At 59.6% G+C, this 21,342-nt stretch carries 20 protein-coding genes; 10 read left to right on the top strand and 10 right to left on the bottom strand.

The genetic code is table 11. The features are described from left to right. Window positions 1-31: 31 nt before the first annotated feature. Complete coding sequence (locus tag O3C79_RS02480; RefSeq protein WP_494384664.1) at window positions 32-952, top strand: glycosyltransferase family 2 protein; 921 nt, start codon at window positions 32-34, stop codon at window positions 950-952. 5 nt (window positions 953-957) lie between these two features. On the opposite strand, the gene O3C79_RS02475 is transcribed toward O3C79_RS02480, so the two are convergent. Next, window positions 958-1,797 carry a polysaccharide pyruvyl transferase family protein gene (locus tag O3C79_RS02475; RefSeq protein WP_494384663.1) on the bottom strand — a complete coding sequence of 280 codons (840 nt, stop codon included), beginning with the start codon at window positions 1,795-1,797 and terminating at the stop codon, window positions 958-960. An 84-nt stretch (window positions 1,798-1,881) separates the two neighbouring features. On the opposite strand from O3C79_RS02475, the gene O3C79_RS02470 reads away from it, so the two are divergent. The 4 genes from O3C79_RS02470 to O3C79_RS02455 are packed head-to-tail and all read left to right on the top strand — an operon-like array spanning window position 1,882 to window position 5,860. Then, window positions 1,882-3,006, top strand: coding sequence for a glycosyltransferase family 4 protein (locus tag O3C79_RS02470; protein WP_494384662.1), 1,125 nt, complete (start codon window positions 1,882-1,884; stop codon window positions 3,004-3,006). Between the two features lie 56 nt (window positions 3,007-3,062). Beyond that, a complete protein-coding gene (locus tag O3C79_RS02465) occupies window positions 3,063-4,109 on the top strand; it encodes a glycosyltransferase family protein (protein WP_494384661.1) in 1,047 nt (348 codons plus the stop codon). Then, window positions 4,106-4,807, top strand: a complete 702-nt coding sequence (locus O3C79_RS02460) for a YrbL family protein (protein ID WP_494384660.1) — start codon at window positions 4,106-4,108, stop codon at window positions 4,805-4,807. The genes O3C79_RS02465 and O3C79_RS02460 overlap by 4 nt, the downstream gene beginning before the upstream one ends. Window positions 4,808-4,810: 3 nt before the next feature. Continuing rightward, on the top strand, window positions 4,811-5,860 hold the full coding sequence (locus O3C79_RS02455) for a glycosyltransferase (RefSeq protein ID WP_494384659.1): 1,050 nt from the start codon (window positions 4,811-4,813) through the stop codon (window positions 5,858-5,860). On the opposite strand, the gene O3C79_RS02450 is transcribed toward O3C79_RS02455, so the two are convergent. Next, entirely contained in the window at window positions 5,857-6,765 is a 909-nt protein-coding gene (locus tag O3C79_RS02450) for a mitochondrial fission ELM1 family protein (RefSeq protein ID WP_076462981.1), read from the bottom strand. The genes O3C79_RS02455 and O3C79_RS02450 overlap by 4 nt on opposite strands. Window positions 6,766-6,969: 204 nt before the next feature. Between O3C79_RS02450 and O3C79_RS02445 the strand changes: the two genes are divergently transcribed. Continuing rightward, the gene (locus O3C79_RS02445) at window positions 6,970-7,965 is read left to right on the top strand and encodes a branched-chain amino acid aminotransferase (RefSeq protein ID WP_010324531.1); all 996 of its coding nucleotides are present in this window, start codon (window positions 6,970-6,972) and stop codon (window positions 7,963-7,965) included. A gap of 70 nt (window positions 7,966-8,035) precedes the next feature. Here O3C79_RS02445 and glnE read toward each other — a convergent pair whose 3' ends face one another. Continuing rightward, window positions 8,036-10,945 (bottom strand): bifunctional [glutamate--ammonia ligase]-adenylyl-L-tyrosine phosphorylase/[glutamate--ammonia-ligase] adenylyltransferase, encoded by a 2,910-nt coding sequence (gene glnE / locus O3C79_RS02440; protein WP_494384658.1) that lies wholly within the window; start codon window positions 10,943-10,945, stop codon window positions 8,036-8,038. Beyond that, window positions 10,942-11,583 carry a CYTH domain-containing protein gene (locus O3C79_RS02435; protein ID WP_494384657.1) on the bottom strand — a complete coding sequence of 214 codons (642 nt, stop codon included), beginning with the start codon at window positions 11,581-11,583 and terminating at the stop codon, window positions 10,942-10,944. The genes glnE and O3C79_RS02435 overlap by 4 nt, the downstream gene beginning before the upstream one ends. 157 nt (window positions 11,584-11,740) lie before the next feature. Between O3C79_RS02435 and O3C79_RS02430 the strand changes: the two genes are divergently transcribed. From O3C79_RS02430 to argA, 3 genes are all read left to right on the top strand, one after another. Continuing rightward, complete coding sequence (locus tag O3C79_RS02430) at window positions 11,741-12,418, top strand: TIGR00153 family protein (protein WP_494384656.1); 678 nt, start codon at window positions 11,741-11,743, stop codon at window positions 12,416-12,418. A 24-nt stretch (window positions 12,419-12,442) separates the two neighbouring features. Continuing rightward, window positions 12,443-13,708 (top strand): inorganic phosphate transporter, encoded by a 1,266-nt coding sequence (locus tag O3C79_RS02425; RefSeq protein ID WP_010324535.1) that lies wholly within the window; start codon window positions 12,443-12,445, stop codon window positions 13,706-13,708. A gap of 66 nt (window positions 13,709-13,774) precedes the next feature. Then, window positions 13,775-15,157 carry an amino-acid N-acetyltransferase gene (argA, locus tag O3C79_RS02420; protein WP_076462978.1) on the top strand — a complete coding sequence of 461 codons (1,383 nt, stop codon included), beginning with the start codon at window positions 13,775-13,777 and terminating at the stop codon, window positions 15,155-15,157. Here argA and O3C79_RS02415 read toward each other — a convergent pair. The 6 genes from O3C79_RS02415 to ald form a co-directional block, all read right to left on the bottom strand. Further along, entirely contained in the window at window positions 15,141-16,523 is a 1,383-nt protein-coding gene (locus O3C79_RS02415; protein ID WP_494384655.1) for an ATP-binding protein, read from the bottom strand. The genes argA and O3C79_RS02415 overlap by 17 nt on opposite strands. A gap of 2 nt (window positions 16,524-16,525) precedes the next feature. Continuing rightward, window positions 16,526-17,206, bottom strand: coding sequence for a response regulator transcription factor (locus O3C79_RS02410; protein WP_494384654.1), 681 nt, complete (start codon window positions 17,204-17,206; stop codon window positions 16,526-16,528). Then, the gene (locus O3C79_RS02405; RefSeq protein WP_494384653.1) at window positions 17,203-17,544 is read right to left on the bottom strand and encodes a PepSY domain-containing protein; all 342 of its coding nucleotides are present in this window, start codon (window positions 17,542-17,544) and stop codon (window positions 17,203-17,205) included. Before O3C79_RS02405 ends, O3C79_RS02410 begins: the two co-directional genes overlap by 4 nt. A 98-nt stretch (window positions 17,545-17,642) precedes the next feature. Continuing rightward, a complete protein-coding gene (locus O3C79_RS02400) occupies window positions 17,643-17,834 on the bottom strand; it encodes a YgaP family membrane protein (protein ID WP_010324540.1) in 192 nt (63 codons plus the stop codon). Between the two features lie 25 nt (window positions 17,835-17,859). Continuing rightward, window positions 17,860-18,093: a hypothetical protein gene (locus O3C79_RS02395; protein ID WP_494384652.1), complete on the bottom strand. Its 234-nt coding sequence runs from the start codon at window positions 18,091-18,093 to the stop codon at window positions 17,860-17,862. 49 nt (window positions 18,094-18,142) lie between these two features. After that, window positions 18,143-19,264 (bottom strand): alanine dehydrogenase, encoded by a 1,122-nt coding sequence (ald, locus tag O3C79_RS02390; RefSeq protein WP_494384651.1) that lies wholly within the window; start codon window positions 19,262-19,264, stop codon window positions 18,143-18,145. A gap of 135 nt (window positions 19,265-19,399) precedes the next feature. Here ald and ilvD point away from each other — a divergent pair, with 135 nt between their 5' ends. After that, a complete protein-coding gene (gene ilvD / locus O3C79_RS02385; RefSeq protein ID WP_494384650.1) occupies window positions 19,400-21,232 on the top strand; it encodes a dihydroxy-acid dehydratase in 1,833 nt (610 codons plus the stop codon). Window positions 21,233-21,342: the final 110 nt, after the last annotated feature.

The raw sequence follows: 21,342 nt of genomic DNA, 5'->3' as shown, positions 1-21,342 counted from the left end.
GTCCAACCTTTCTTTGTCTGCAGGAACGCCCATGCAACACGATCTCACGCTGGCCATGCTGTCATGGCGCCAGCCCCGAACCCTGAAACATTCGCTGGAGAGCTACCAGCGTCAGGGGCTGCTGGATATGGCCAAAGAGAAGCTGATTTTCTTCAATGAATGCACCGGCGAAGATCGCCGCATCGCCGAGAAATACGGCTTCACCGTGCTGCAGGCGAAGCGCAACATCGGCATCGCCAAACCGTTTCAGGAGCTGATCAAGGCGGCCAGCGGCCGTTACTTCCTGTTTCTGGAAAACGATTTCATGCTGGTGGAAGATGAAGCCACCTGCGAGCAGGAGCTGCAAGCGGCCATGGCGGCAGTAGAAACGGATATCGCCTGTGTACGCCTGCGTCACCAACACCACTATGGCGATCCGAATTACTGGCTGCTAAAGGTATGGGAAGGCCGCAAGAGTGCCGAGCAGGCCAACCTCAACGCTACCTACCTGTTCAACGAACCGGACCGTGAATACGACGAGATCGAGCGCGTCGAGCACCTGAACCGCACCTTCTTTGTCGCTGACTCGGGTATTGCCAACTTCACCAACAACCCCTGCCTGTATCGCACCGAGTTTCTGCGCGAACATTTCCTGCAGCGCGAATTCACCGAGTTCGACAATCTGGAAACCAATATCGAGCCCTGGTGGCAGGCGGCCGGATTGCGTATCGCCCAGGGGCGCGGGCTGTTCAAACACCACCCGCTGGAGGTCAGCGGCTCCGGCTTTGCCCAGCACAAGCGGATCAAGCACTCGATCAAGCACTGGTCACACTACCTGATCCGCATCGGCTACAAGCGCCGCGTGATCAATCTGTTCCTGCTGCAGTTTCTGCCCATGCTGATCAAGGCCAACATCAACCTGGGCAACAAGGTGATGCTGAACCTGTCACTGGGACGTTACGAGAGCGAGTAAGCGCGCTACTTGCCGGTTCGCAGGGAGGCGAACAAATCATCCAAAGCAGCTTTCCGCTGCGCCAGCAACTCCGCCCCCGGCAGACTGGCCAGATCATCCATATCGGACAGCGACATGCCCGCCTTTAGCTCAACCGGCTGCAGCTCGATACCCACGGAGGTGGCGTAATCGTGGAATTTGAAACCGCCTCCGGCGACCGATTCTGACAACTGCATCCATACCGCCGGAATTCCCAGTGCATGGGCTACGATGACGCCATGCAGCGAGGATGAAATGACACGCTCGCAAGCGGCGATTTGACGAATCACGGCCTCGGGGTAAGCCTCGGGGTTAATCAGGCAGGCGGCATCGCCCTGCTGCTTCAGCAGCGCCAGCACACGCGCATCCTGCTTGTCAGCGTAATGGGGAATCACACCCAGGCGATATTGTTGGGTCACCGGTGCTTTCAGCAGTTTTTCCGCCAGCAGGCCCGGGTCACCCAGCGGCAGGGACTCATCCAGCCCCAGCCGATCCCGCGACAGATCACCTCGCACCGCCAGAAACTGCGCTTTGGGCAGACGCACCTGATGGTCTCGAATCAGCCCCGAGCCCAGCACCTGACCACTGAAGCTGTCCTTGACCCCGTCCAGAATGCTGCCGGTACTGAGCAGCTCGGCACGGTGTTTCTTCTCGTACACCGGCGTGTAGCCGTACGCCAGTAGAAGTGCCGGGGTAATCAGGTCACCGAAGTTCTTTTTTGAACCCCACCAATAGGTGCGAATACGCTGACCATGCAACAGGCCGTGGATGGCGTAGTTAAGGCGATCGCGACTTTTTTCGAGCTTCCAGGTGTTCAACAGGGACATAGGGGTTCCGGTGATGACGAGACACAACAGAGGTGAAGTTTGATATTCTAATCGGGTTCATTCACTCAGGTACAGAGCGCACCCATGCCCCTAGCACGCCCGTTGAAGGTTGTTCAGTTATTACCGGCTCTCGAGTCGGGCGGCGTCGAGCGTGGCACCGTGGAATTTGCCCGCGAACTGGTGCGCCTTGGTCACGAGTCGATTGTGATCTCCAACGGCGGCCGTCAGGTTGAGCGACTGGAGCAGGAGGGCTCACGCCATATCCAGCTGCCGATTCACCGCAAGTCACTCTGGTCACTGACACAGGTGCGCCCACTGCGCCGCCTGCTCACCGAGCTGAATGCCGACATTCTTCACGTGCGCTCGCGTGCGCCCGCCTGGATCACCTGGCTGGCCTGGCGCAAGATGGACCCGGCCACGCGCCCGCGTCTGGCCAGCACCTTCCATGGCATGTATTCGGTCAACGCCTACAGCGCCATCATGGCCAAGGCCGAACAGGTGATCGCCATCTCAGACTGTGTCGAGCAGTACATCCGCGACAACTATCAGGTGCCTGAAGACAAGATCACCCGCATCTACCGCGGCCTGGATCCGAATACGTTCAACCACAACCCCGATACCGATGGCCTGCGCGCCGAGTTTCCGCAGTTCGAAGGTAAAAAACTGCTGTTGATGCCGGGCCGGCTATCGCGCTGGAAGGGCCAGCTGGACTTCATTGAAGTGATGCACCGCTTGCTGCAGAAGCGCGATGACTGCCACGGCATCATCCTCGGCGGTGCCGAAGCCAACAAGGAAAGCTACCGCGAGGAGCTGGAACAGCGCTGTCGCACCCTGGGAATCGAGCAGGCGATCACCTTTACTGGCCATCGCAGCGATATTCAGGCGTTCTACAATCTCTGTGACCTGACCTGCCACCTGTCCAGCAAGGCCGAGCCCTTTGGCCGCACCGTGCCCGAAGCGCTGGCCACCGGCTGTCCGGTAATCGCCTATGACCGCGGCGGTGCCAGTGAATCCCTGCATGCAGCCTTCCCCGACGGGCTTGTTCCGGCGGATGACATAGACGCCTTTGTCGAGCGTATTGATCAGCTGCTGAACCAGCCGCCCGGCGAAATCAGCCTGCCCGACGCCTTCTACCTCAAGGCCCAGGCCGAGGCCACGCTCGGGGTATACTACCGTCTGCTGGACCAGCCGGTGGCGCAGCACAACTAATTACACGGCGAAGCGATGACTTCAGCCCCACTGAACCCTCAGGATTTGGCTTAACTATGAGAATTCTCCACATCGCCTACCAACAGCTCAAACGCTACGGTCATACCCGTGTCAGCTGGGCGCAGAAGCTTACCTCGGGCCTGGTCAAGAACGACCACCTGGTACAGGGGTTCAGTGACCGCGATGTGGCGTCTTTCGAAGCGCCCTTCGGCATTCGCGATCTGGGTAAGAAAAAGACCAACCAGCGTCTGTTGGAAACCGTGGACTCATTCGAGCCGGACCTGGTCATCGCCGGCCATTGCGACATGATTACCAACGAGACGCTGGCCGAGATTCGCAAGCGCCAGCCCAACTGCTTTATTGCCCACTGCAATAATGACCCGCTGTTCGTACCGCCCAACGTGGAACGCATCCATCACCGCGCCGAAGTCGCCGATGCCGTATTCGTCTCCACCGGCCGCCGCGAACTGAGCCAGTTTGAAGGCTCCCGCGCCCGCATATACCACATGCCCAACCCGGTCGAGCCCTCGGTAGAATGCTTCGACAACTCGGTCAAAACCGATGCCGAGCTGCCGATCGATCTGATTTTCTGCAGCAACAGCAAGGATTTCACCAAGCGTCTGGAGATGGTCGGCCGCATGAAAGAGCAGCTGGACCCGATCATGACTTTCAAGACCTTCGGCAGTTTCGGCGAAGCGCCGGTCTGGGGTCGCGATTACGACCGCGCCCTGATGCAGAGCAAAATGGGTCTCAACTTCAACCGCCAGGAAGGCCTGCACTGGTACTCCTCGGCCCGTATGGCACAGCTGGCCGGCAACGGCATCCTGCAGTTCAGCCACAGTTCCGGCGCCTTCGACGAACTGCTGCCGCCGGAAACAGTGGTCTACTTCGATGAAGAGGAAGACCTGATCGCCAAGATCCGTGAATTCCACGCCGATGATGCCAAGCGTCAAGCCTGGGCCGGCGCCGCGCGTCGCTTCTTCCATCAGGAGATGAACTCAACGCTCTACGCCCAGTACATCGCAGAAGCCAGCACCCTGACTCCGTTCAGCCATGACTACTGCTGGGCACAGGACATCAACCTGGACGGCAGCCTGAAATGAGTTTGACGCTGGCCAATGAACAGGCCTTTGCACAGGGTGGGCATCGACTCTGCTTTGTCCATCCCGAGCATGCTGATCGCTGCATCAAGGTACGCCGACCGGACTTCACGCTGGAGGACCTGCGCCGCAAGAAAGGCTTCCCCAAGTCGCTGCTGCCTCTGCACTATTTCGATGACAACCGTGAAGAGCACGAGGTGATCACAGGCCTGGCGCAACAACACGGTGAGCCGGTGTTTGAGCTGATCAGCCGTTGCTACGGGTTTGAAGACTCGGATCTTGGCCCGGGCCTCGTTCTCGAGTTGGTACGGGATGCCGATGGCCAGATTTCACAGACATTGAAAGCCCAGATCTGGGACGAAGGCTACACCCCGGACTGTCAGGCAGCGGTTGAGCATTTCTGCCAACAGTGGCGCAGCCTGCAGATCCCCTCACGCGACCTGCTGCTGCACAACCTGTTGGTGCAGAAGGACAGCGAAGGCAAGGTGCGCCGCATTGTCGTCATCGACGGTCTCGGCAGCCCCAACCTGATTCCGTTCAACCGTCTGCCGGCGCCGCTTAGAGCTGCCAAGGTAGAGCGCAAGCTGGCCAACCTGCAGCAACGCATCGAGCAGACACTGGCTAAAAAGGCACGCGGCGAACAACCCGGCTATCACGGCATGGCCACCGCCCATCACCCCCAGGATAACCACAAAGGCTGACAGATGACCGATTCCAAAATGCGCGTAGCACAAGTACTGGCCGGCGCTGCCCAGGGCGGCGCGGAGAACTTTTTTGTCCGTATGGTGGCGGGCCTGAACGAGCTGGACAATATGCAGGTACGGGCGTTTATCCGTAACCACCAGGACCGCATCGATGCCCTCACCCAGGCAGGTGTTGATACCCAGGGCTACCGTTTCGGATCGCCGCTGGACCTGCCCGATCGCCTGCGCTTTCGCAGTGAACTCAAGGCCTTTGCACCGGATATCGTCATGACCTGGATGAACCGCGCCAGCGGCTACACACCCAACTCGGACGACTACATTCTGATCAACCGCCTGGGCCACTACTACAAGCTCAAGTATTACCAGCACTCGGACTACTGGGTCGGCATCAGCAAGGGTATCTGCCAGCATATGATCGACGGCGGCTTCCCGGCGGATCGCGTGTTCCATATTCCCAACTTTGCCGATGAGCGCGACGTTGAGCCCCTGCCCCGTGACAGCTTCAACACCCCCACGGACCGCCCGCTGATCCTGGCAGCAGGCCGTCTGCACGTAAACAAGGGCTTTGATGTGCTGCTGCAGAGTCTGACCGAGATTCCCGACGCCATTCTCTGGCTTGCCGGGTCTGGTCCGGAAGAGCAATCATTGAAGCAGTTGTGTCATCAGCTGGGACTGGACGAGCGCGTCCGTTTCCTCGGCTGGCGTAGCGATGTGACCGCGCTGATGCGCACGGCGGATTTGTTTGTCTGTCCGTCTCGTCATGAAGGACTGGGATCGATAGTGATGGAATCCTGGGCACACCGTTGCCCGATTGTGGCAACCCGCTCTCAGGGGCCGGGAGAAGTGATCACCGACGGCGAAAGCGGCCTGCTGACCCCCATTGATGATGCCAAGGCACTGACGCAGGCGATTCGCTCGGTATTGGACAGTAACGAGCTGCGCACTAAATTGGTGGAGGGTGCAGCAGAGGTGTACGCCAAGGGTTACAGCAAGCAGCACATCGTCAGCGCCTATGATGAGCTCTATCGCGAGCTGCTGAGCCGAAGCTAGTCGCTGCCCAGCCAGCCTTTCTTCAGGATCACCTCGGCACAGCGCTCCGCTTCATTGAAGTCGGCTGCGGTCGAGGTGATAGCCTCCAGCTGCCAATCCGGCGCGGCACTGACGATACCTTGTTCCCGCAAGGTATCTACGCCACGGCTGATACGGTTATCGGCCTGTTCATCCAGCGTCAACACCCCCACCTTGCATCCGGCTGTCAGCGCCTCATACACCATGGAAGCGCTGTCCTGAGTCACCCAGCAGGTTTCTGTACGCGCCAGCTGCTGTGGCAGCCAGTCGGGGCCGGTATTGGCTGCAGGGACAAAACGTTCGCCTGCCAATGTAGCCAGCGCCTGCTCGGTACTCTCGGGGGTGCGCCGGGATGAACCGACCGTCCAATCGGCAGACACCTGTTGCAGCAAGGCTTCTACCTGTTCAAGCACGCGGGATTCATTCCAGCTGAAATGTTTAGAAGGGCCACCGATTAGCATGACACCGCTGTTGGCGACCTTGTCACCCGGTCGCATGCGATTCAGTGCACCGCGAGTGGGCAGGATATTGGGGCGTTGTGGCGGCTGATCATGCTCAGGGATCAGGCAAAGATCGAAGAATCCCATCGGAATCGAGGGTTTCATCAGCACCACGGCGGGGGCACGGTGCAGACGGCGCAAAGCCAGCAGTGTCATGTGGGTCGCATGGCCGGCACCGATGATCAGCGCCGGGCGCTCATCCAGTTGCGGCACGCCCATACCAAAGCACAGACGCCAGGCTTCAAAACGCCCCATGGGTGCCTGCTCGGTGATACGGACCGGGCGATGGCGGGCTATCGCTTCCGCCAGCCCACGTGACTGGTTCAGATGACCCGGTTTGCCATCACTGACTATCCAGATATCAAGCGGTTCTGCTTCACTGTTCACCCGGCGTTTCCCACCTGCAACTTCTGACCCCTGAAGGCGCTATGGTATCATTGCCGAACAACTGCTACGAAGTTCGCAACAGTATTTATCTTCTGGGCAATTCCATTTTTCGGGCGAAAGCATACAATCTAGGGATGCACCGCGCCTGGGAGCTTTGTGCGTCGCCCACCGGCCTGTTTCTATCCAGTTTGTTAGGAAGGTTTTATGTCTGCTTTTGGTTCCGTTTTCATGCCCGAGATGGCAATCACCTGGTTTGATGGTTCTCAGTGGAGCGAGCCGGAAGTGGTCCCCAGCGACAGCCTGCAGCTGCACCCCGGCGCCCATGTGCTGCACTACTCCAGCACCTGTTTTGAAGGCCTGAAAGCCTTCCGCCACGAAGACGGTTCGGTGAAGGTATTCCGCATGGACCGCAATATCCGCCGTCTGGCCCAGAGTTCAGAGCTGCTGGCCCTGCCGTCTTTTGACGAAGACATGCTGGAAGCCATGACCCGTGACATCCTCACCCGCTTCAAGAGCGAAGTGCCGGCGCCTCCGGGTTCCATGTACATCCGCCCGACCCATATCGGTACCGAGCCGATTATCGGCAAGGCGGCCGTACCTTCACTGACCTCTTGCCTGTACGTATTGCTGTCACCGGTGGGCGATTACTTCACCGGTGGTGACAAGCCTCTGCGCGTCCTGCTGGACGACAAGGGCATGCGCTGCCCGCCGCACATGGGCATGGTCAAGTCCGGTGGCAACTACGCCAGCGCACTGCAGCCGATCATGAAAGCCCGCGCGGAGCACCAGGCCGACCAGGTTCTGTTCTGCCCGGGCGGTGATGTGCAGGAAACCGGCGCTGCCAACTTCCTGCTGATCGATGGTAACGAAGTGATCACCAAGGCGCTGGATTCCAGCTTCCTGCACGGGGTTACCCGTGACTCCATCCTGACCCTGGCCCGCGACATGGGCATGGATGTTCAGGAACGCGAGCTGACCATCGATGAGCTGCTTGAGCGCAGTGCACGTCCGGGCTGTGAAGCAGCACTGTCCGGTACCGCGGCGGTACTGACCTCCGTGGGCACCCTGATCCACAACGGCCAGGAATATCAGGTCGGCAATGGCGGCATCGGTGAAACCACCGTCAAGCTGCGCACCGCACTGAACAATATCCAGTGGGGTAAGGCAGACGATAAGCACGGCTGGCTGGAAACCATTTAACTCCACGCCTTTTACCGATTAAAAAAGCCGACCCTCAGGTCGGCTTTTTTGCGTCTGGCGTTTGCTCACCTCAGTCCAGCATCACACGTTGCCAGATCTCGGCCACACCACGGCGATACTCGGTCATCTCTTCATCCCCCAGCACACCGGACTGGTTCTGCAGGCTCAAGCGGTGGCCTGCTGCGCGGTAGGCCTTGTAGGCTTCGCGCAGCAGCTCTGCCTCCTCCGCCGACAGCAGCTCTTCGGCTTCGATACTGTCCAAAATGCGGATGTTGTCGGTCCAGCGCAGCAGCTCGGGCTTATCCTGCGCGTGACGCAGCACCAGGTACTGCACCATGAACTCGATATCAACGATGCCGCCTCGATCCTGCTTCAGGTGGAAGACACGATCTTCGGTGCCCCCTGTCGCCTTGGAGCCCAGGTGTTGACGCATCTTCTCGCGCATTTCCACTACGTCTTCACGCAGTTTTGCTTCATCACGAGGCGCCGAGAGTATGGACTGGCGCAACTGCTCGAATCGCTCTGCCAGTGCCGGACTGCCGGCCACCACTCGGGCACGGACCAGCGCCTGATGCTCCCAGGTCCAGGCGTCCTTCTGCTGATAGTCATCAAAGGCTTTCAGCGAGCTGACCAACAGGCCGGAGTTTCCGGAAGGCCGCAGGCGCATATCCACCTCGTACAACATGCCGGAGGGCGTAAAGGTGTTGAGGATATGGATAATGCGCTGGCCCAGGCGGTTGAAGAAGACACTGTTGCCGATAGAGCGGTCGCCATCGGTTTCCAGGTTGGGTGAAGCGTCGTGCAGGAAGACCAGATCCAGATCCGAACCGTAGGACAGTTCGATGCCCCCCACCTTGCCATAACCGACAATCACGAAGTCCGGGTCGCAGGGCACACCCGGCGCTTTCTGCGGCACACCGTGCTTCTCGGTGAGGTTACGCCAGGCGATCTCCAGCACCGCTTCCAGCACCACCTCGGCCAGCCAGGTGAGGTAATCGCTCACTTTCATCAGCGGCAGCACGCCAGTGATGTCGGAAGCTGCCACCTTGAGCATGTGCGCATGCTTGAAGTAGCGCAGGGTTTCCATCAGCTGCTCGATATCATCTTCCGGTATGCGCAGCAGCTGCAGCCGCAATTCAGCCCTCAGGGTTTCCTGGTTGGGCGGTGCATAGAGCGTGCGCGGATCGATCAGTTCATCCAGCAATACCGGCTGTTTTGACAGCTGCTCGGCGAACCAGGCACTGGCGGAACAAAGCCGCACCAGCTGCTGCAGCGCGGCAGGGTTTTCACTGAGCAGCACAAAGTAGGCAGAGCGCCGCAGCACCGCCTGCACCAGTACCAGCACCCGCTCCAACGTGATTGCGGCATTGTCGACCTGCCCTGCTGCCGTCAGCAGCAATGGCAGTACCGCTTCCAGTCGCTCCATGGCAACCTGCTGCAGCATCTGCACCGTGCGCAACGACTTGAGGTCCTGCAGCGCCTTGAGTGCCTCAGGCGCCTGATCATAGCCCTGTTCTTGCAGGAAGCCGATGGCATCTTCATCGTCCATCAGGCCATGCCAGAGCGTTAGCCATTCGGAGCGCAGATCATCGTCCTGCTCTTCGCCTTCATCCGCGGGTGCGATCACATCGGCAAAATGTCGCGAAACATTCTGGCGGTGCTGATCCAGAGCCGTTGCCAGCGCATCCCAGCTTGCCTCTCCCTGGGCAAACGCCAGGCGGGCACGGCCTTCGTCATCGCCCGGCAGTTCCTGGGTCTGTTTGTCGGCAATGGCCTGAATGCCGTGCTCGACATTGCGCAGCAGGGTATAGGCATCGACCAGCTCGGTAACCGCATCTTCAGGCATACCCACTTTTTCCGGCAGCTGCGGCAGAATGTTGAGCAGTTCCCGTTGCTGCAGCTCGGCATCACGACCACCACGAATCAGCTGGAACGCCTGCGCGATGAACTCCACTTCACGAATGCCGCCAGCACCCAACTTAACGTTCTGGGTCAAACCCTTGCGTCGCACTTCACGGTTGATCATCGCCTTCATGTCGCGCAGGGATTCAAAGGCACTGAAGTCGATGTACTTGCGATACACAAAGGGTCGCAGCAGACTGATCAGCTCGGCGCCCGCCGCCTTGTCACCCGCTACCACCCGTGCCTTGATCATGGCGTAGCGTTCCCACTCACGGCCCTGGTCCTGATAGTAGCCCTCCATCGCGGCAAAGCTGCACGCCAGGGGGCCGGCTGAGCCGAAGGGGCGCAGGCGCATGTCCACGCGGAACACAAAGCCATCGATGGTCTGGTTATCCAGCGCCTGCACCAGTTTTTGTCCCAGGCGGATAAAGAAGTCCTGGTTATCCAGGTTCTTGCGCTCGCCATCGGTCTCGCCATTGGCGGGGAATGAAAAGATCAGATCGATATCGGATGACAGGTTCAGCTCATGGGCACCCAACTTGCCCATGCCCAGCACCACCATGCGTTGCGGGTGGCGCTTGCCATCGGCATCCGGTCGTGAATGCGGCGTGCCCCAGCGCTGACACGCCTGCTGATACAGCCACTCCAGCGCGGCATCGATACAGGCATCGGCAAACCAGGACAGTTCACGGGTGGTGCCACGCATGTCCGTCAGGCGGTTGAGGTCACGCCAGACCAGTCGCACCATTTCGCGCTGACGAAACTGGCGCAGCTCCCGGTGCAGAACCTTTTCATCATCCACACCGGACAGGCGCTGAGTCAGTCGCTCGGCATAGGTTGCCTCTTCATAGTCATTGGCCAGATCGCCCGTGGCCAGCAGGTCGTGCAGCCACTCCGGATGGGCCTGCAGCTGGGTCGCGACAAAGTCGCTGCCAATAAGCGTACGCACCAACTGCTGTTGCTGGGCTTCGGAGAGCGTTACTTCAGCCAGAGCGGTCTCGATTTTGGCCAGATTACGCTGCAGAAGGTCATTCAGTTGCTCCGGCACCTCTGCCAGAACGCTTGCCATCAAAGTCATTCGCTATCCTCGGTGGTTGCCTGGGCTTGCCGAAACAAGGCGTAGCCACGCTGAGCCTTGCTCAGGTCGAAGGGGTGCAGGGGCAATTCTGATGTCAGGGCATCGGCCAGCTTGAGCAGAGCATTCGCGTCCCCGGACTTAAGTTCCAGCTCCAGTTCCATGATCGGGTCTTCCAGTTGTACACCCTCACCCGAATACAGCACTGCGCCTCGATCCAGGGCAACTTCAATATGAGCATCTGCGTAGTCCAGCAACCAGATCTCACGTTCAAAGTCGGTGGTAAAGACCGGTAGCAGCGACAACTCGGCCGCCGCTGGCAGCGCTGTGGGCCAGATCTCGGCACTCAGTCGGGTCGGATCCAGCTGCGCCGCATCAAGATCCCACTCCCACTCACCACGCTGATGCAAACCATTGATGCTTTGCCCGCGGGTTTTCAGGGTCTGGATAAAGCGCTCACCCTGACGTCGAATGCGCAGGGCAACACGTGCCCTGGCCAGATCCAGTGCGGGGGTGTCGTAATAGGTGTTGAACAGGGTCTGGGGCGCCCGGTGGTCTGCCTGCTGCAGCAGTGGATGCTGCCGGAGTGCCGCGACATCCTCGCTGTCCAGTCGTAGTTTCAATTCGGTTTCAGTCGCCATCGTATGCACCTCCCAGCTTGCTTTGTACCAGTCTACCCAAGGATGTGAGCTGACGGACATCAGCCATGGGTATTTTTTATGACGATACGACTACAGATCCATGACATCAGCACGTATACTTGCGCCTGTTTTTTAGCCAACCTGCTACGAGATTTCCATGGTCAACAGTCCGATTCTGCAAATGTTTGCACGATCTCCGTTCAAGCCGATGCAGGAGCACATCGTCAAGGCGCAGGCAGGCGCCGCTGAACTGATTCCGTTTTTTGAAGCCGTGATTGCCGATGACTGGGAGGCCGCCGAGGCCGCTCAACAGCGCATCACTACATTTGAACATGAGGCAGACGACCTCAAGCGTGATATTCGCCAGCGCCTGCCCGCCAGCCTGTTCTTGCCGGTGCCGCGTACCGATCTGCTCGAGATGCTGCGCCTGCAGGACAAACTGGCCAACCGCGCCAAGGATATTTCCGGTCTGATGCTGGGTCGCCAGATGCAGATCCCCGAGCCGATTCAGGCAGGACTGCTGAATCTGCTGCGCACGGCACTGAAAGCCAGTGAGCAGGCCGTCAGCGCGCTCAACGAGCTGGATGAACTGCTGAATGCCGGTTTCCGTGGCCACGAAGTCGATATCGTCGAGCGTCTGATCACCGAACTGGACGAGCTGGAACACGACGCTGATACCCATGAGCGTCAGCTGCGTTCCTCCCTATTTGCAGTAGAACGTGACCTCTACTCGATCGATGTCATGTTCCTGTACCAGATCATTCAGTGGGTTGGCGATCTGGCCAACCTGTCGCAGCAGGTCGGCAACCGTCTGCAGCAGCTGCTTGCCCGTTAAACAGACTGAACAAGGTTACATTGCATGGATATCATTGCTCAGTACGGCCACATCATGATCATCATGGCCTGCGTCTTCGGCTTCTTTATGGCCTGGGGTGTAGGTGCCAACGACGTGGCCAACGCCATGGGAACCTCGGTCGGCTCCCGCGCACTGACCCTGAAACAGGCGATCATCATCGCCATCCTGTTTGAATTTGCCGGCGCCTATCTGGCGGGCGGAGCGGTTACCTCAACCATCCGTAAAGGCATAATTGAACCTTCGTTACTCACGGCCAACCCCGAGCTTCTTGTCTACGGCATGATGGCAGCTCTTCTGGCTGCGGGCATCTGGCTGCTAGTGGCCACTCACTTCGGCTGGCCAGTATCCACTACGCACTCTATTGTCGGTGCTATTGTCGGCTTCGCGGCCGTGGGTATCTCCATGGATGCGGTGCACTGGACCAAGGTGGGCACCATCGTTGCCAGCTGGGTGGTTTCACCCGTGACGGCAGGGTTTATCGCCTTCTTCCTGTTCAGGAGCGTTCAGAAACTGATCCTGGATACCGAAGACCCCTTTACCAACGCCAAGCGTTATGTGCCCTACTACATCTTCCTGGTGGGCTTCATTATCGCCATGGTGACCTTTACCAAGGGCCTCAAGCATATCGGCCTGCACCTGAGCTGGTTCCAGAGCGCCGGCATCTCCGTCATCTTTGGCCTCTTCACCATGGGCCTGGGCGTGATGATGCAGCGCAAGATCCAGATCGACCCCAGTGCTGACCGTGACTTCCACTTCACCAGCGTGGAAAAGGTGTTCGGTGTTCTGATGCTGTTCACCGCCTGTGCCATGGCTTTTGCCCACGGCTCCAACGATGTCGCCAACGCTGTTGGCCCGCTGGCAGCTATTGTCGGTGTTGTCAGCTCCGGTGGTGAAGTGGCTCAGAAGAGCGCCATGCCGGCCTGGATTCTGCTGCTTGGCGGCGGCGGTATCGTTGCCGGTCTGGTGATGTATGGCCACAAGGTAATCGCGACGGTCGGTCAGAACATCACCGAGCTGACGCCCAGCCGTGGCTTTGCCGCAACGCTGGCAGCCGCGACCACCGTTGTCGTGGCATCAGGCACAGGCCTGCCGATCTCCACTACACATACCCTGGTGGGTGCTGTATTGGGTGTGGGCCTGGCCCGTGGCCTGGCAGCCCTGAACCTCAAGGTTGTGGGCACCATTTTCGTGTCCTGGATCGTGACCCTGCCGGCCGGTGCCATTCTGGCCATCATGTTCTTCTTCATGCTCAAGGGCATGTTCTCCTGATCCGAATGGACGGCCCGCATTGCGGGCCGTCCACGGACATGGACCCGCCGCGCCAAAGATTGCACAATGCAGGTTGATGCTAAGCCCGATCGGGAGTCGACCTTGAGCGCCACCAACGCCTCCACCAATTACGTCAACTGGTTCCGTCACTCGTCACCCTACATCAATGCACATCGGGGCAAGACCTTTGTGCTGATGCTGAGCGGTGAAGCCATTGCCGACGACAACTTCGCCAATATCGTGCACGACATTGCCCTGCTCAACAGTCTGGGCGTACGTCTGGTACTGGTGCATGGGGCTCGCCCTCAGGCAGAACAGCGCCTGCAGGCACGCGGCCTGGAAACCCGCCTGCACCACGACCTGAGGATTACCACACCGGAGATACTCGACTGCGTGATTGAAGCCGTAGGCTGTCTGCGCACCGATATCGAAGCCCGCCTGTCCATGGGACTGGCCAACACCCCCATGCATGGTGCTCGTATCCGAGTGTGCAGCGGCAACTTTGTTACTGCACGGCCAGTAGGAGTGCTGGACGGGGTCGACATGGGTCACACCGGCGAGCTGCGCCGCATCGACCATGACGGCATCCGCCGCATGCTGGATCTGAACCAGATCGTGCTTCTGTCCAACCTGGGCTTTTCGCCTACCGGCGAGGTGTTCAACCTGCCGGTAGAAGAGGTGGCCACCCAGGCGGCTATCGCTCTGAAGGCCGACAAGTTGATCCTGCTGGGTGCCAACAGCGGGATTCTTGATAGCCGTGGAGAGCTGCGCAGCGAACTGCTGGCCCAGACCGCAAGGCGCCTGGTGCAGCAGTACCACGCCCAAATCGACGACCCGGAACTGCCATTCACCGAAACCGCCAACCTGCTGGAGTCCGCTGCAACCGCCTGTGAGCAGGGCGTTAACCGCTGCCATTTGATCAGCTACAGCGAAGACGGCGCCCTGCTGAACGAGCTGTTCACCCGCGACGGTCAGGGCACCATGGTGATCAGCCACTCCTATGAGCAGGTCCGCCAGGCCAGTATCGAGGATGTGGGCGGGATTCTGGAACTGATTGCGCCACTGGAAGAGAAAGGGGTACTGGTACGTCGCTCCCGCGAACTGCTGGAAGCGGAGATCGAGCGGTTTACGGTGGTAGAACGCGATGGTGCCATTATCGGTTGTGCTGCCCTCTATCCCTTCAGTGAAGAGCGGATCGGCGAGTTGGCCTGTGTGGCCATCGATAACAGCTATCGGGGCGGCCAGCGGGGTGACCGCCTGCTGGATGCCATTGAAGATCAGGCTCAGGCGCTGGGGCTGGACCAGTTGTTCGTGCTGACCACCCGTACCGCCCACTGGTTTGTGGAGCGAGGCTTCAATGCCGCCGACAAGGACCGTCTGCCCGCCGGCAAGCAGGCGCTGTACAATCTGCAGCGTAACTCCAAGGTGTTCATCAAGTCTTTAGGTTGAGCGGAGCCCCCGGCAGGGTCAGGCGAAAACAGGCGCCCTGCCAACGCGATTCCCGCACTTCCAGCGCACCATCGTAACTGCTGATAATATCCACCGCCACGGCCAGACCTATGCCCTGGCCGGGCTGCTGGGTGTCCAGACGGGCACCACGCTCCAGAATCACCTGGCGCTGTTCCGGAGCCACACCGCTGCCATCATCACTGATTTCAAGAATCAGCTCGTCCCCTTCCAGGCGCCCCGTGACACCTACACGGCGAAAGCCATACTTGTAGGCGTTATCAATCAGGTTGCCCAGCAGCTCCATCAGGTCGCGCTCATCGCCACTGAAGCCGATGCCCGGCTCCAGCTGTTTGAATACTTCACGGGGCGTGTCGGCATAAACCTTGGCCATAACCCCCAGCAGACGCTCAACTACCGGCTGAACCGGTATCGCCCGCGCCAGATTCTGGCCCTGACTTTTCACGGCGCGCGCCAGCTGGTACTGCACGATCTGCTGCATGCGCAAGGCCTGTTCTTCAACCTGCTGGCGGTATTCCTGCTCATCCTGAGGCTCAATACCCGCACCACGAATCACCGCCAACGGGGTTTTCAGGCTGTGCGCCAGGTCTCCAAGGGTATTGCGGTAACGCTCACGCTGACGCCGCTCGGTCTCCAGCAACCGGTTCAGGCCTGAGGTGACATCCTGTACTTCCACCGGGTAACGCCCTTCCAGGCTTTCAGCATCACCAGCCTCGATGCGTTTGAGATCATTGGCCAGCAGATCCAGCGGCCTCAGGCCCCAGCGCATGATGTAATACTGCGCCAACAACGCCACCAGACAGATACCGCTGAGCCAGCCCAACAACTGCAGGCTGAAGGTTTTCATTTCGTTACGCACCTGTTCATCGCTGCGCAAGACCGAGATCAGGAAACGTGTTTCTCCGCTGCCGCTTTCCCAGACCACCGGGTACTGAAACAGGTAGAGCTTTTGCTCCGGCAGGTGGCTGAACAGGGATTGTCCCGGCTGCAGGGCTCGACTGGGCAGGCGCTGCACCAATTCGGGAGGAAGGGTTTGACTGGAACGGGAACGCCAGAACAGGCTGCCGTCCTGACCATGGATGAACCCATAAACGCCGGAACTGACACGGCTGAAGCCCGGATCCAGCAGATGATCAGGCAGGTTCATGCGACCTTCGCTGTCGACTTCGATCGCACCCAGCAGCAGATAGACCTGCAACCGGGCCTGAGACGCTTCGGCGTTTTCCAGGCTGGAGTTGAACGCCTTGAGCAGGGCCAGGCCCGCCAACACAATCACCAGCGGCAAAATAATGGCCGACGCCCGCAGGAGTCGGCCACGCAGGGAAAGCGGAACGGCGGTTTCAGACACGCTCAGGCAGCCGCCTCCAGCGCAAAGCGGTAACCCAGGCCGCGCACTGTTTTGATCGGCTGCAGTGTCTGCTCAGGATCGATCTTTTGACGCAGGCGACGCACGAAAACTTCCAATACGTTGCTGTCGCGGTCATAGTCCTGATGATACAGATGCTCGGTCAATTCGGCCTTGGAAATGGTTTTGCCCGCATTCAGCATCAGATATTCCAGCGTACGGTACTCGTAGCTGGTGAGGCGGACCTCTTCATCATTCAAGGTCACCACACGTGCACTGGTGTCCAGTTCCAGCGGGCCAAACTTCAGCACCGGGCTGGCATGCCCGGAAGCACGGCGTACCAGAGCATTCAGACGTGCCATCAGCTCTTCGCTGTGGAACGGCTTGGCCAGGTAATCGTCGGCACCGGCTTCCAGGCCTTCAACCTTATCCTGCCAGTCGCCACGGGCAGTCAGAATCAGCACCGGCAGGCTGATGCCCGCTTCACGCCAGTGACGGATTACGTCGAGGCCAGACACTTCCGGCAGGCCAATATCCACCAATGCCACATCATATTCGTATTCTTCACCCAGATAGCTGGCCTCACGGCCACTCTCGGTCTCTTCGACGGTGTAACCTTTCTGCTCAAGCATCTGCTTGAGCTGGCGCCGCAGATCGGCATCATCTTCAACAATCAACGCTTTCATTCAGCTTGCTCCGGCTGTTCAGGCTGCAACAGGGTTCCGTTGGCAGCATCAATCAAGACATCTCGCACGCGCCCTTGTTCCAGCAGGCGCACCTTATAGACACGCCCACCCTGAAAACGGGTCAACTCGGCGCGAATGACTTCGCCACCCAGCTGCTCGCGGGCGATTTCGGACGCCTGTACCAGATTAACGCCGCTCCCCTTGAGAGCACTCGTACCGGCTGCCGGTGGGGCCAGGTTATCCACATCGGCCCAGGCCAGGCCAGCCAGCAGACTGCAGATGCCGCAGCAACCGAAAATGATACGAGGCGTACGCACAGACACCTGATTGATCTCCATTATAAAAGACGTCCTTGTCCTGTCCCCCTGCCGGTCAGAGGCACAGGGGGTTTAAATTAGCGCGATGCTATAGCGCCGGGCATGAATACTGTCTGAATTCAGTCACAACGGCGACAGGTGCGGAATCCCAGCAGGCTGTACAGCGGGCAGGTCCCCGAGATGGCGATCGCAATGATGGGCACGCCAATCAGCCCCCACCAGGTCTGCGGCCCGAAGTAGATCATAATAATGAACACCAGACCGATGAGTACACGTACCAGCTGATCCAAAATACCGATATTCTGTTCCATAAGAGAGCTCCCTCGCTTTCGGTGATTAACGTGAGTCAGACTGCCGGGCACGCTGCCACAGCAGGAGGTAACGCAGGTTGTAGGTAAGTCCCAGCAACAGCACCGGCGGCAGTGTCAGGACAAAAATCCATCCCAGTGCCGGACTGCCCATCGTCTGCCCCAGCCACAGGCTGAGCACGCAGAGAATGGCCAGCGGAATGCCCAGCTTCATGCAGCGCCTGAGCCAGGGGTCTGAGTGGATATTTGCCTTCTGTTGCATCAGAATCTCCTTATATGGTTGCCGAGCTTAGAGTGGTCGAAGGGTGCAATCAAGCACCGCCGAGCTCCTTCAACGGGTCTGCATGCGGCAGATCAAAGGCCCGTGCCACGCCGGCACAGGTAATACGGCCGGAGTGCACATTCAGACCGGACAAAAAGCCGGGTACATCCTGCAGCGCACGGCGCCAGCCATCCTCCGCCAGTCGCTCAATGTAGGGCAAAGTAGCATTGGTCAGTGCCAGCGTCGATGTCCGCGCCACCGCACCCGGCATGTTGGCAACACAATAGTGGACAATTCCGTCCACCTCGAACACTGGGTCGGCATGCGTGGTGGCATGGCTCGTCTCGAAGCAACCGCCCTGGTCAATCGCTACATCCACCAGCACCGCGCCCGGTGCCATCACCGCCAGCATTTTGCGCGTCACCAGTTTCGGCGCTGCTGCACCCGGGAGCAGCACGGCACCTATCACCAGATCCGACTGCGAAAGCTGCTGCTCAATATTTTCCTGGGTGGAATAGAGCGTCACCAACCTGCCATCGAACTGTTCATCCAGCTGTTTCAGACGCGGGATCGACTTGTCCAGCAAACAGACCTGCGCGCCCATGCCCAGAGCGATGCGCGCCGCGTTTTCACCGACCACACCGCCGCCAATGATCAACACCCGTCCGGGACTCACACCCGGGACGCCGCCCAACAGCACACCGCGACCACCGCGGGCCTTTTCCAGGCAGTGGGCACCGGCCTGCACGGCCATGCGTCCGGCCACCTCGCTCATGGGTGCCAGCAGCGGCAGGCCGCCATGCGCATCCTGCACGGTTTCATAGGCGATGGCGGTACAGCCGCTGGCCAGCAGAGCATCGGTCTGGGGCCGATCGGCTGCCAGATGCAGGTAGGTGAACAACACCTGGTCAGCACTGAGCCAGGCACATTCACTCAGCTGTGGCTCCTTGACCTTTACAATCAGATCGGCCCAGGAGAAGACGGCACGCGGATCATCCACCAGCACGGCGCCAGCCTGCTCATAGGCACTGTCGGCAAAACCGGCAGCAGCCCCCGCATTCTGCTCGACCTGGACCTGATGCCCCTGCTCGACCAGCTCACGCACGCCCATGGGGGTCATGCCGACCCGGTATTCATGGTTCTTGATCTCTTTGGGGATACCGACACGCATTGTGAGACTCCTTTTCCAGCCTGTTCATGCCTTCCAGTGTAGTTGATCGCGACAGCCTTCAGCGCCCCTCGGCGACAGGACTTTATCTGATATACTCGGGCTTATTTGAAAAACCCGAATTCCGAGGGGAGCCCCATGCCAGAGTATCGTTCCAAGACCTCTACCGCCGGCCGTAACATGGCAGGTGCCCGCGCCCTGTGGCGCGCCACCGGCATGAAGGACGACGATTTCCACAAGCCGATCATCGCCGTTGCCAACTCCTTCACCCAGTTCGTACCGGGCCACGTACACCTGAAGGACATGGGTCAACTGGTCGCACGCGAAATTGAAGCGGCAGGCGGCGTCGCCAAGGAATTCAACACCATCGCCGTGGATGACGGTATCGCCATGGGCCACGACGGCATGCTCTACTCGCTGCCAAGCCGTGACATCATCGCCGACTCCGTGGAGTACATGGTCAACGCCCACTGTGCCGATGCACTGGTGTGTATCTCCAACTGTGACAAGATCACTCCGGGGATGCTGATGGCCGCCATGCGCTTGAATATCCCTGTTATTTTTGTAACCGGCGGGCCGATGGAAGCGGGCAAAACCAAGTTGGCCGAGCACAAGCTGGATCTGGTCGATGCCATGGTACTGGCCGCAGACCCCAATGCGTCTGACGAACAGGTCGACGCCGTCGAGCGCTCTGCCTGCCCCACCTGTGGTTCCTGCTCCGGCATGTTCACCGCCAACTCCATGAACTGCCTGGCCGAAGCCCTGGGTCTGGCCCTGCCGGGCAACGGTACCGTGGTCGCCACCCACTCGGATCGCAAACAGCTGTTCCTGCGTGCCGGCCGCACCATCGTTGAGCTGGCCAAGAAGTATTACGAAGGCAACGACGAGCGCATCCTGCCCCGTGCCGTGGGCCTGAAGGCATTCGAGAACGCCATGACGCTGGATATCGCCATGGGCGGTTCCACCAACACCATCCTGCACCTGCTGGCCATCGCCCAGGAAGCGGAAATCGACTTCACCATGAAGGATATCGACCGCCTCTCCCGCGTTGTACCCCAGCTGTGCAAGGTGGCGCCGAATACACAGAAATACCACATCGAAGATGTACACCGCGCCGGTGGCATCATGGCGATTCTGGGCGAGCTGGACCGTGCCGGCAAACTGCACACCGATGTCCCGACCGTCCACACAGCGACCATGAAAGAAGCGCTGGACCAGTGGGATATCATGCGCAACCCGACGCCCGAGGTGATCGAGTTCTACAAGGCCGGTCCGGCCGGAATCCCGACCCAGACCGCCTTCAGCCAGTCGACCCGCTGGCCGACGCTGGACGGTGACCGCGAGCACGGCTGTATCCGCTCCATCGAACACGCTTTCTCTCTGGAAGGTGGTCTGGCCGTTCTGCACGGCAATATCGCTCTGGATGGCTGCGTCGTCAAAACCGCCGGCGTGGACGAGTCCATTCTGGTATTCGAAGGCCCGGCACACGTGGTTGAGTCCCAGGACGATGCCGTCAAACAGATCCTCGACGATCAGGTAAAATCCGGTGAAGTCGTGATCATCCGTTACGAAGGCCCGAAAGGCGGCCCGGGCATGCAGGAAATGCTGTACCCGACCTCCTACCTGAAATCCAAGGGGCTGGGCAAAGAGTGTGCGCTGCTGACCGACGGTCGCTTCTCCGGCGGTACATCCGGCCTGTCCATCGGCCACGTCTCTCCGGAAGCGGCTGCGGGTGGTGCTATCGGTCTGGTCCAGCATGGCGACCGGATCCGTATCGACATCCCCAACCGCACCATTGAAGTGCTGGTATCCGACGAAGAGCTGGCCAAGCGCCGTGCCGAACAGGACAAGTTGGGCTGGAAGCCGGCTCAGGAACGTCCGCGCAAGGTATCCGCTGCGCTCAAAGCCTACGCCAAGCTGGCCACCTCGGCTGACAAGGGCGCCGTGCGCGATCTGGATCAGCTGGACTGATCCTGCCCTCGTTACACCACCGGCCGGTGAGCCCATCACCGGCCGATTTTTCCCTCGCCATTTGCCGTCACCTCAAGGTGCTCAGCCCTCTCTCTGGCTACACTGAATAA

The organism is Marinobacterium sp. NO-S09 (genome assembly GCF_059179545.1).
The sequence above is the reverse complement of the archived record's forward strand: the minus strand, read 5'-3'. Positions and strand labels throughout refer to the sequence as shown.

What these genes read in the sequence shown, in the direction of transcription:
- O3C79_RS02480 (WP_494384664.1), top strand. Translation starts at nt 32, where the DNA reads ATGCAACACGATCTCACGCTGGCCATGCTGTCATGGCGCCAGCCCCGA.
- O3C79_RS02475 (WP_494384663.1), bottom strand. Translation starts at nt 1,797, where the DNA reads ATGTCCCTGTTGAACACCTGGAAGCTCGAAAAAAGTCGCGATCGCCTT.
- O3C79_RS02470 (WP_494384662.1), top strand. Translation starts at nt 1,882, where the DNA reads ATGCCCCTAGCACGCCCGTTGAAGGTTGTTCAGTTATTACCGGCTCTC.
- O3C79_RS02465 (WP_494384661.1), top strand. Translation starts at nt 3,063, where the DNA reads ATGAGAATTCTCCACATCGCCTACCAACAGCTCAAACGCTACGGTCAT.
- O3C79_RS02460 (WP_494384660.1), top strand. Translation starts at nt 4,106, where the DNA reads ATGAGTTTGACGCTGGCCAATGAACAGGCCTTTGCACAGGGTGGGCAT.
- O3C79_RS02455 (WP_494384659.1), top strand. Translation starts at nt 4,811, where the DNA reads ATGACCGATTCCAAAATGCGCGTAGCACAAGTACTGGCCGGCGCTGCC.
- O3C79_RS02445 (WP_010324531.1), top strand. Translation starts at nt 6,970, where the DNA reads ATGTCTGCTTTTGGTTCCGTTTTCATGCCCGAGATGGCAATCACCTGG.
- glnE (WP_494384658.1), bottom strand. Translation starts at nt 10,945, where the DNA reads ATGACTTTGATGGCAAGCGTTCTGGCAGAGGTGCCGGAGCAACTGAAT.
- O3C79_RS02435 (WP_494384657.1), bottom strand. Translation starts at nt 11,583, where the DNA reads ATGGCGACTGAAACCGAATTGAAACTACGACTGGACAGCGAGGATGTC.
- O3C79_RS02430 (WP_494384656.1), top strand. Translation starts at nt 11,741, where the DNA reads ATGGTCAACAGTCCGATTCTGCAAATGTTTGCACGATCTCCGTTCAAG.
- O3C79_RS02425 (WP_010324535.1), top strand. Translation starts at nt 12,443, where the DNA reads ATGGATATCATTGCTCAGTACGGCCACATCATGATCATCATGGCCTGC.
- argA (WP_076462978.1), top strand. Translation starts at nt 13,775, where the DNA reads ATGCAGGTTGATGCTAAGCCCGATCGGGAGTCGACCTTGAGCGCCACC.
- O3C79_RS02410 (WP_494384654.1), bottom strand. Translation starts at nt 17,206, where the DNA reads ATGAAAGCGTTGATTGTTGAAGATGATGCCGATCTGCGGCGCCAGCTC.
- O3C79_RS02405 (WP_494384653.1), bottom strand. Translation starts at nt 17,544, where the DNA reads ATGGAGATCAATCAGGTGTCTGTGCGTACGCCTCGTATCATTTTCGGT.
- O3C79_RS02400 (WP_010324540.1), bottom strand. Translation starts at nt 17,834, where the DNA reads ATGGAACAGAATATCGGTATTTTGGATCAGCTGGTACGTGTACTCATC.
- O3C79_RS02395 (WP_494384652.1), bottom strand. Translation starts at nt 18,093, where the DNA reads ATGCAACAGAAGGCAAATATCCACTCAGACCCCTGGCTCAGGCGCTGC.
- ald (WP_494384651.1), bottom strand. Translation starts at nt 19,264, where the DNA reads ATGCGTGTCGGTATCCCCAAAGAGATCAAGAACCATGAATACCGGGTC.
- ilvD (WP_494384650.1), top strand. Translation starts at nt 19,400, where the DNA reads ATGCCAGAGTATCGTTCCAAGACCTCTACCGCCGGCCGTAACATGGCA.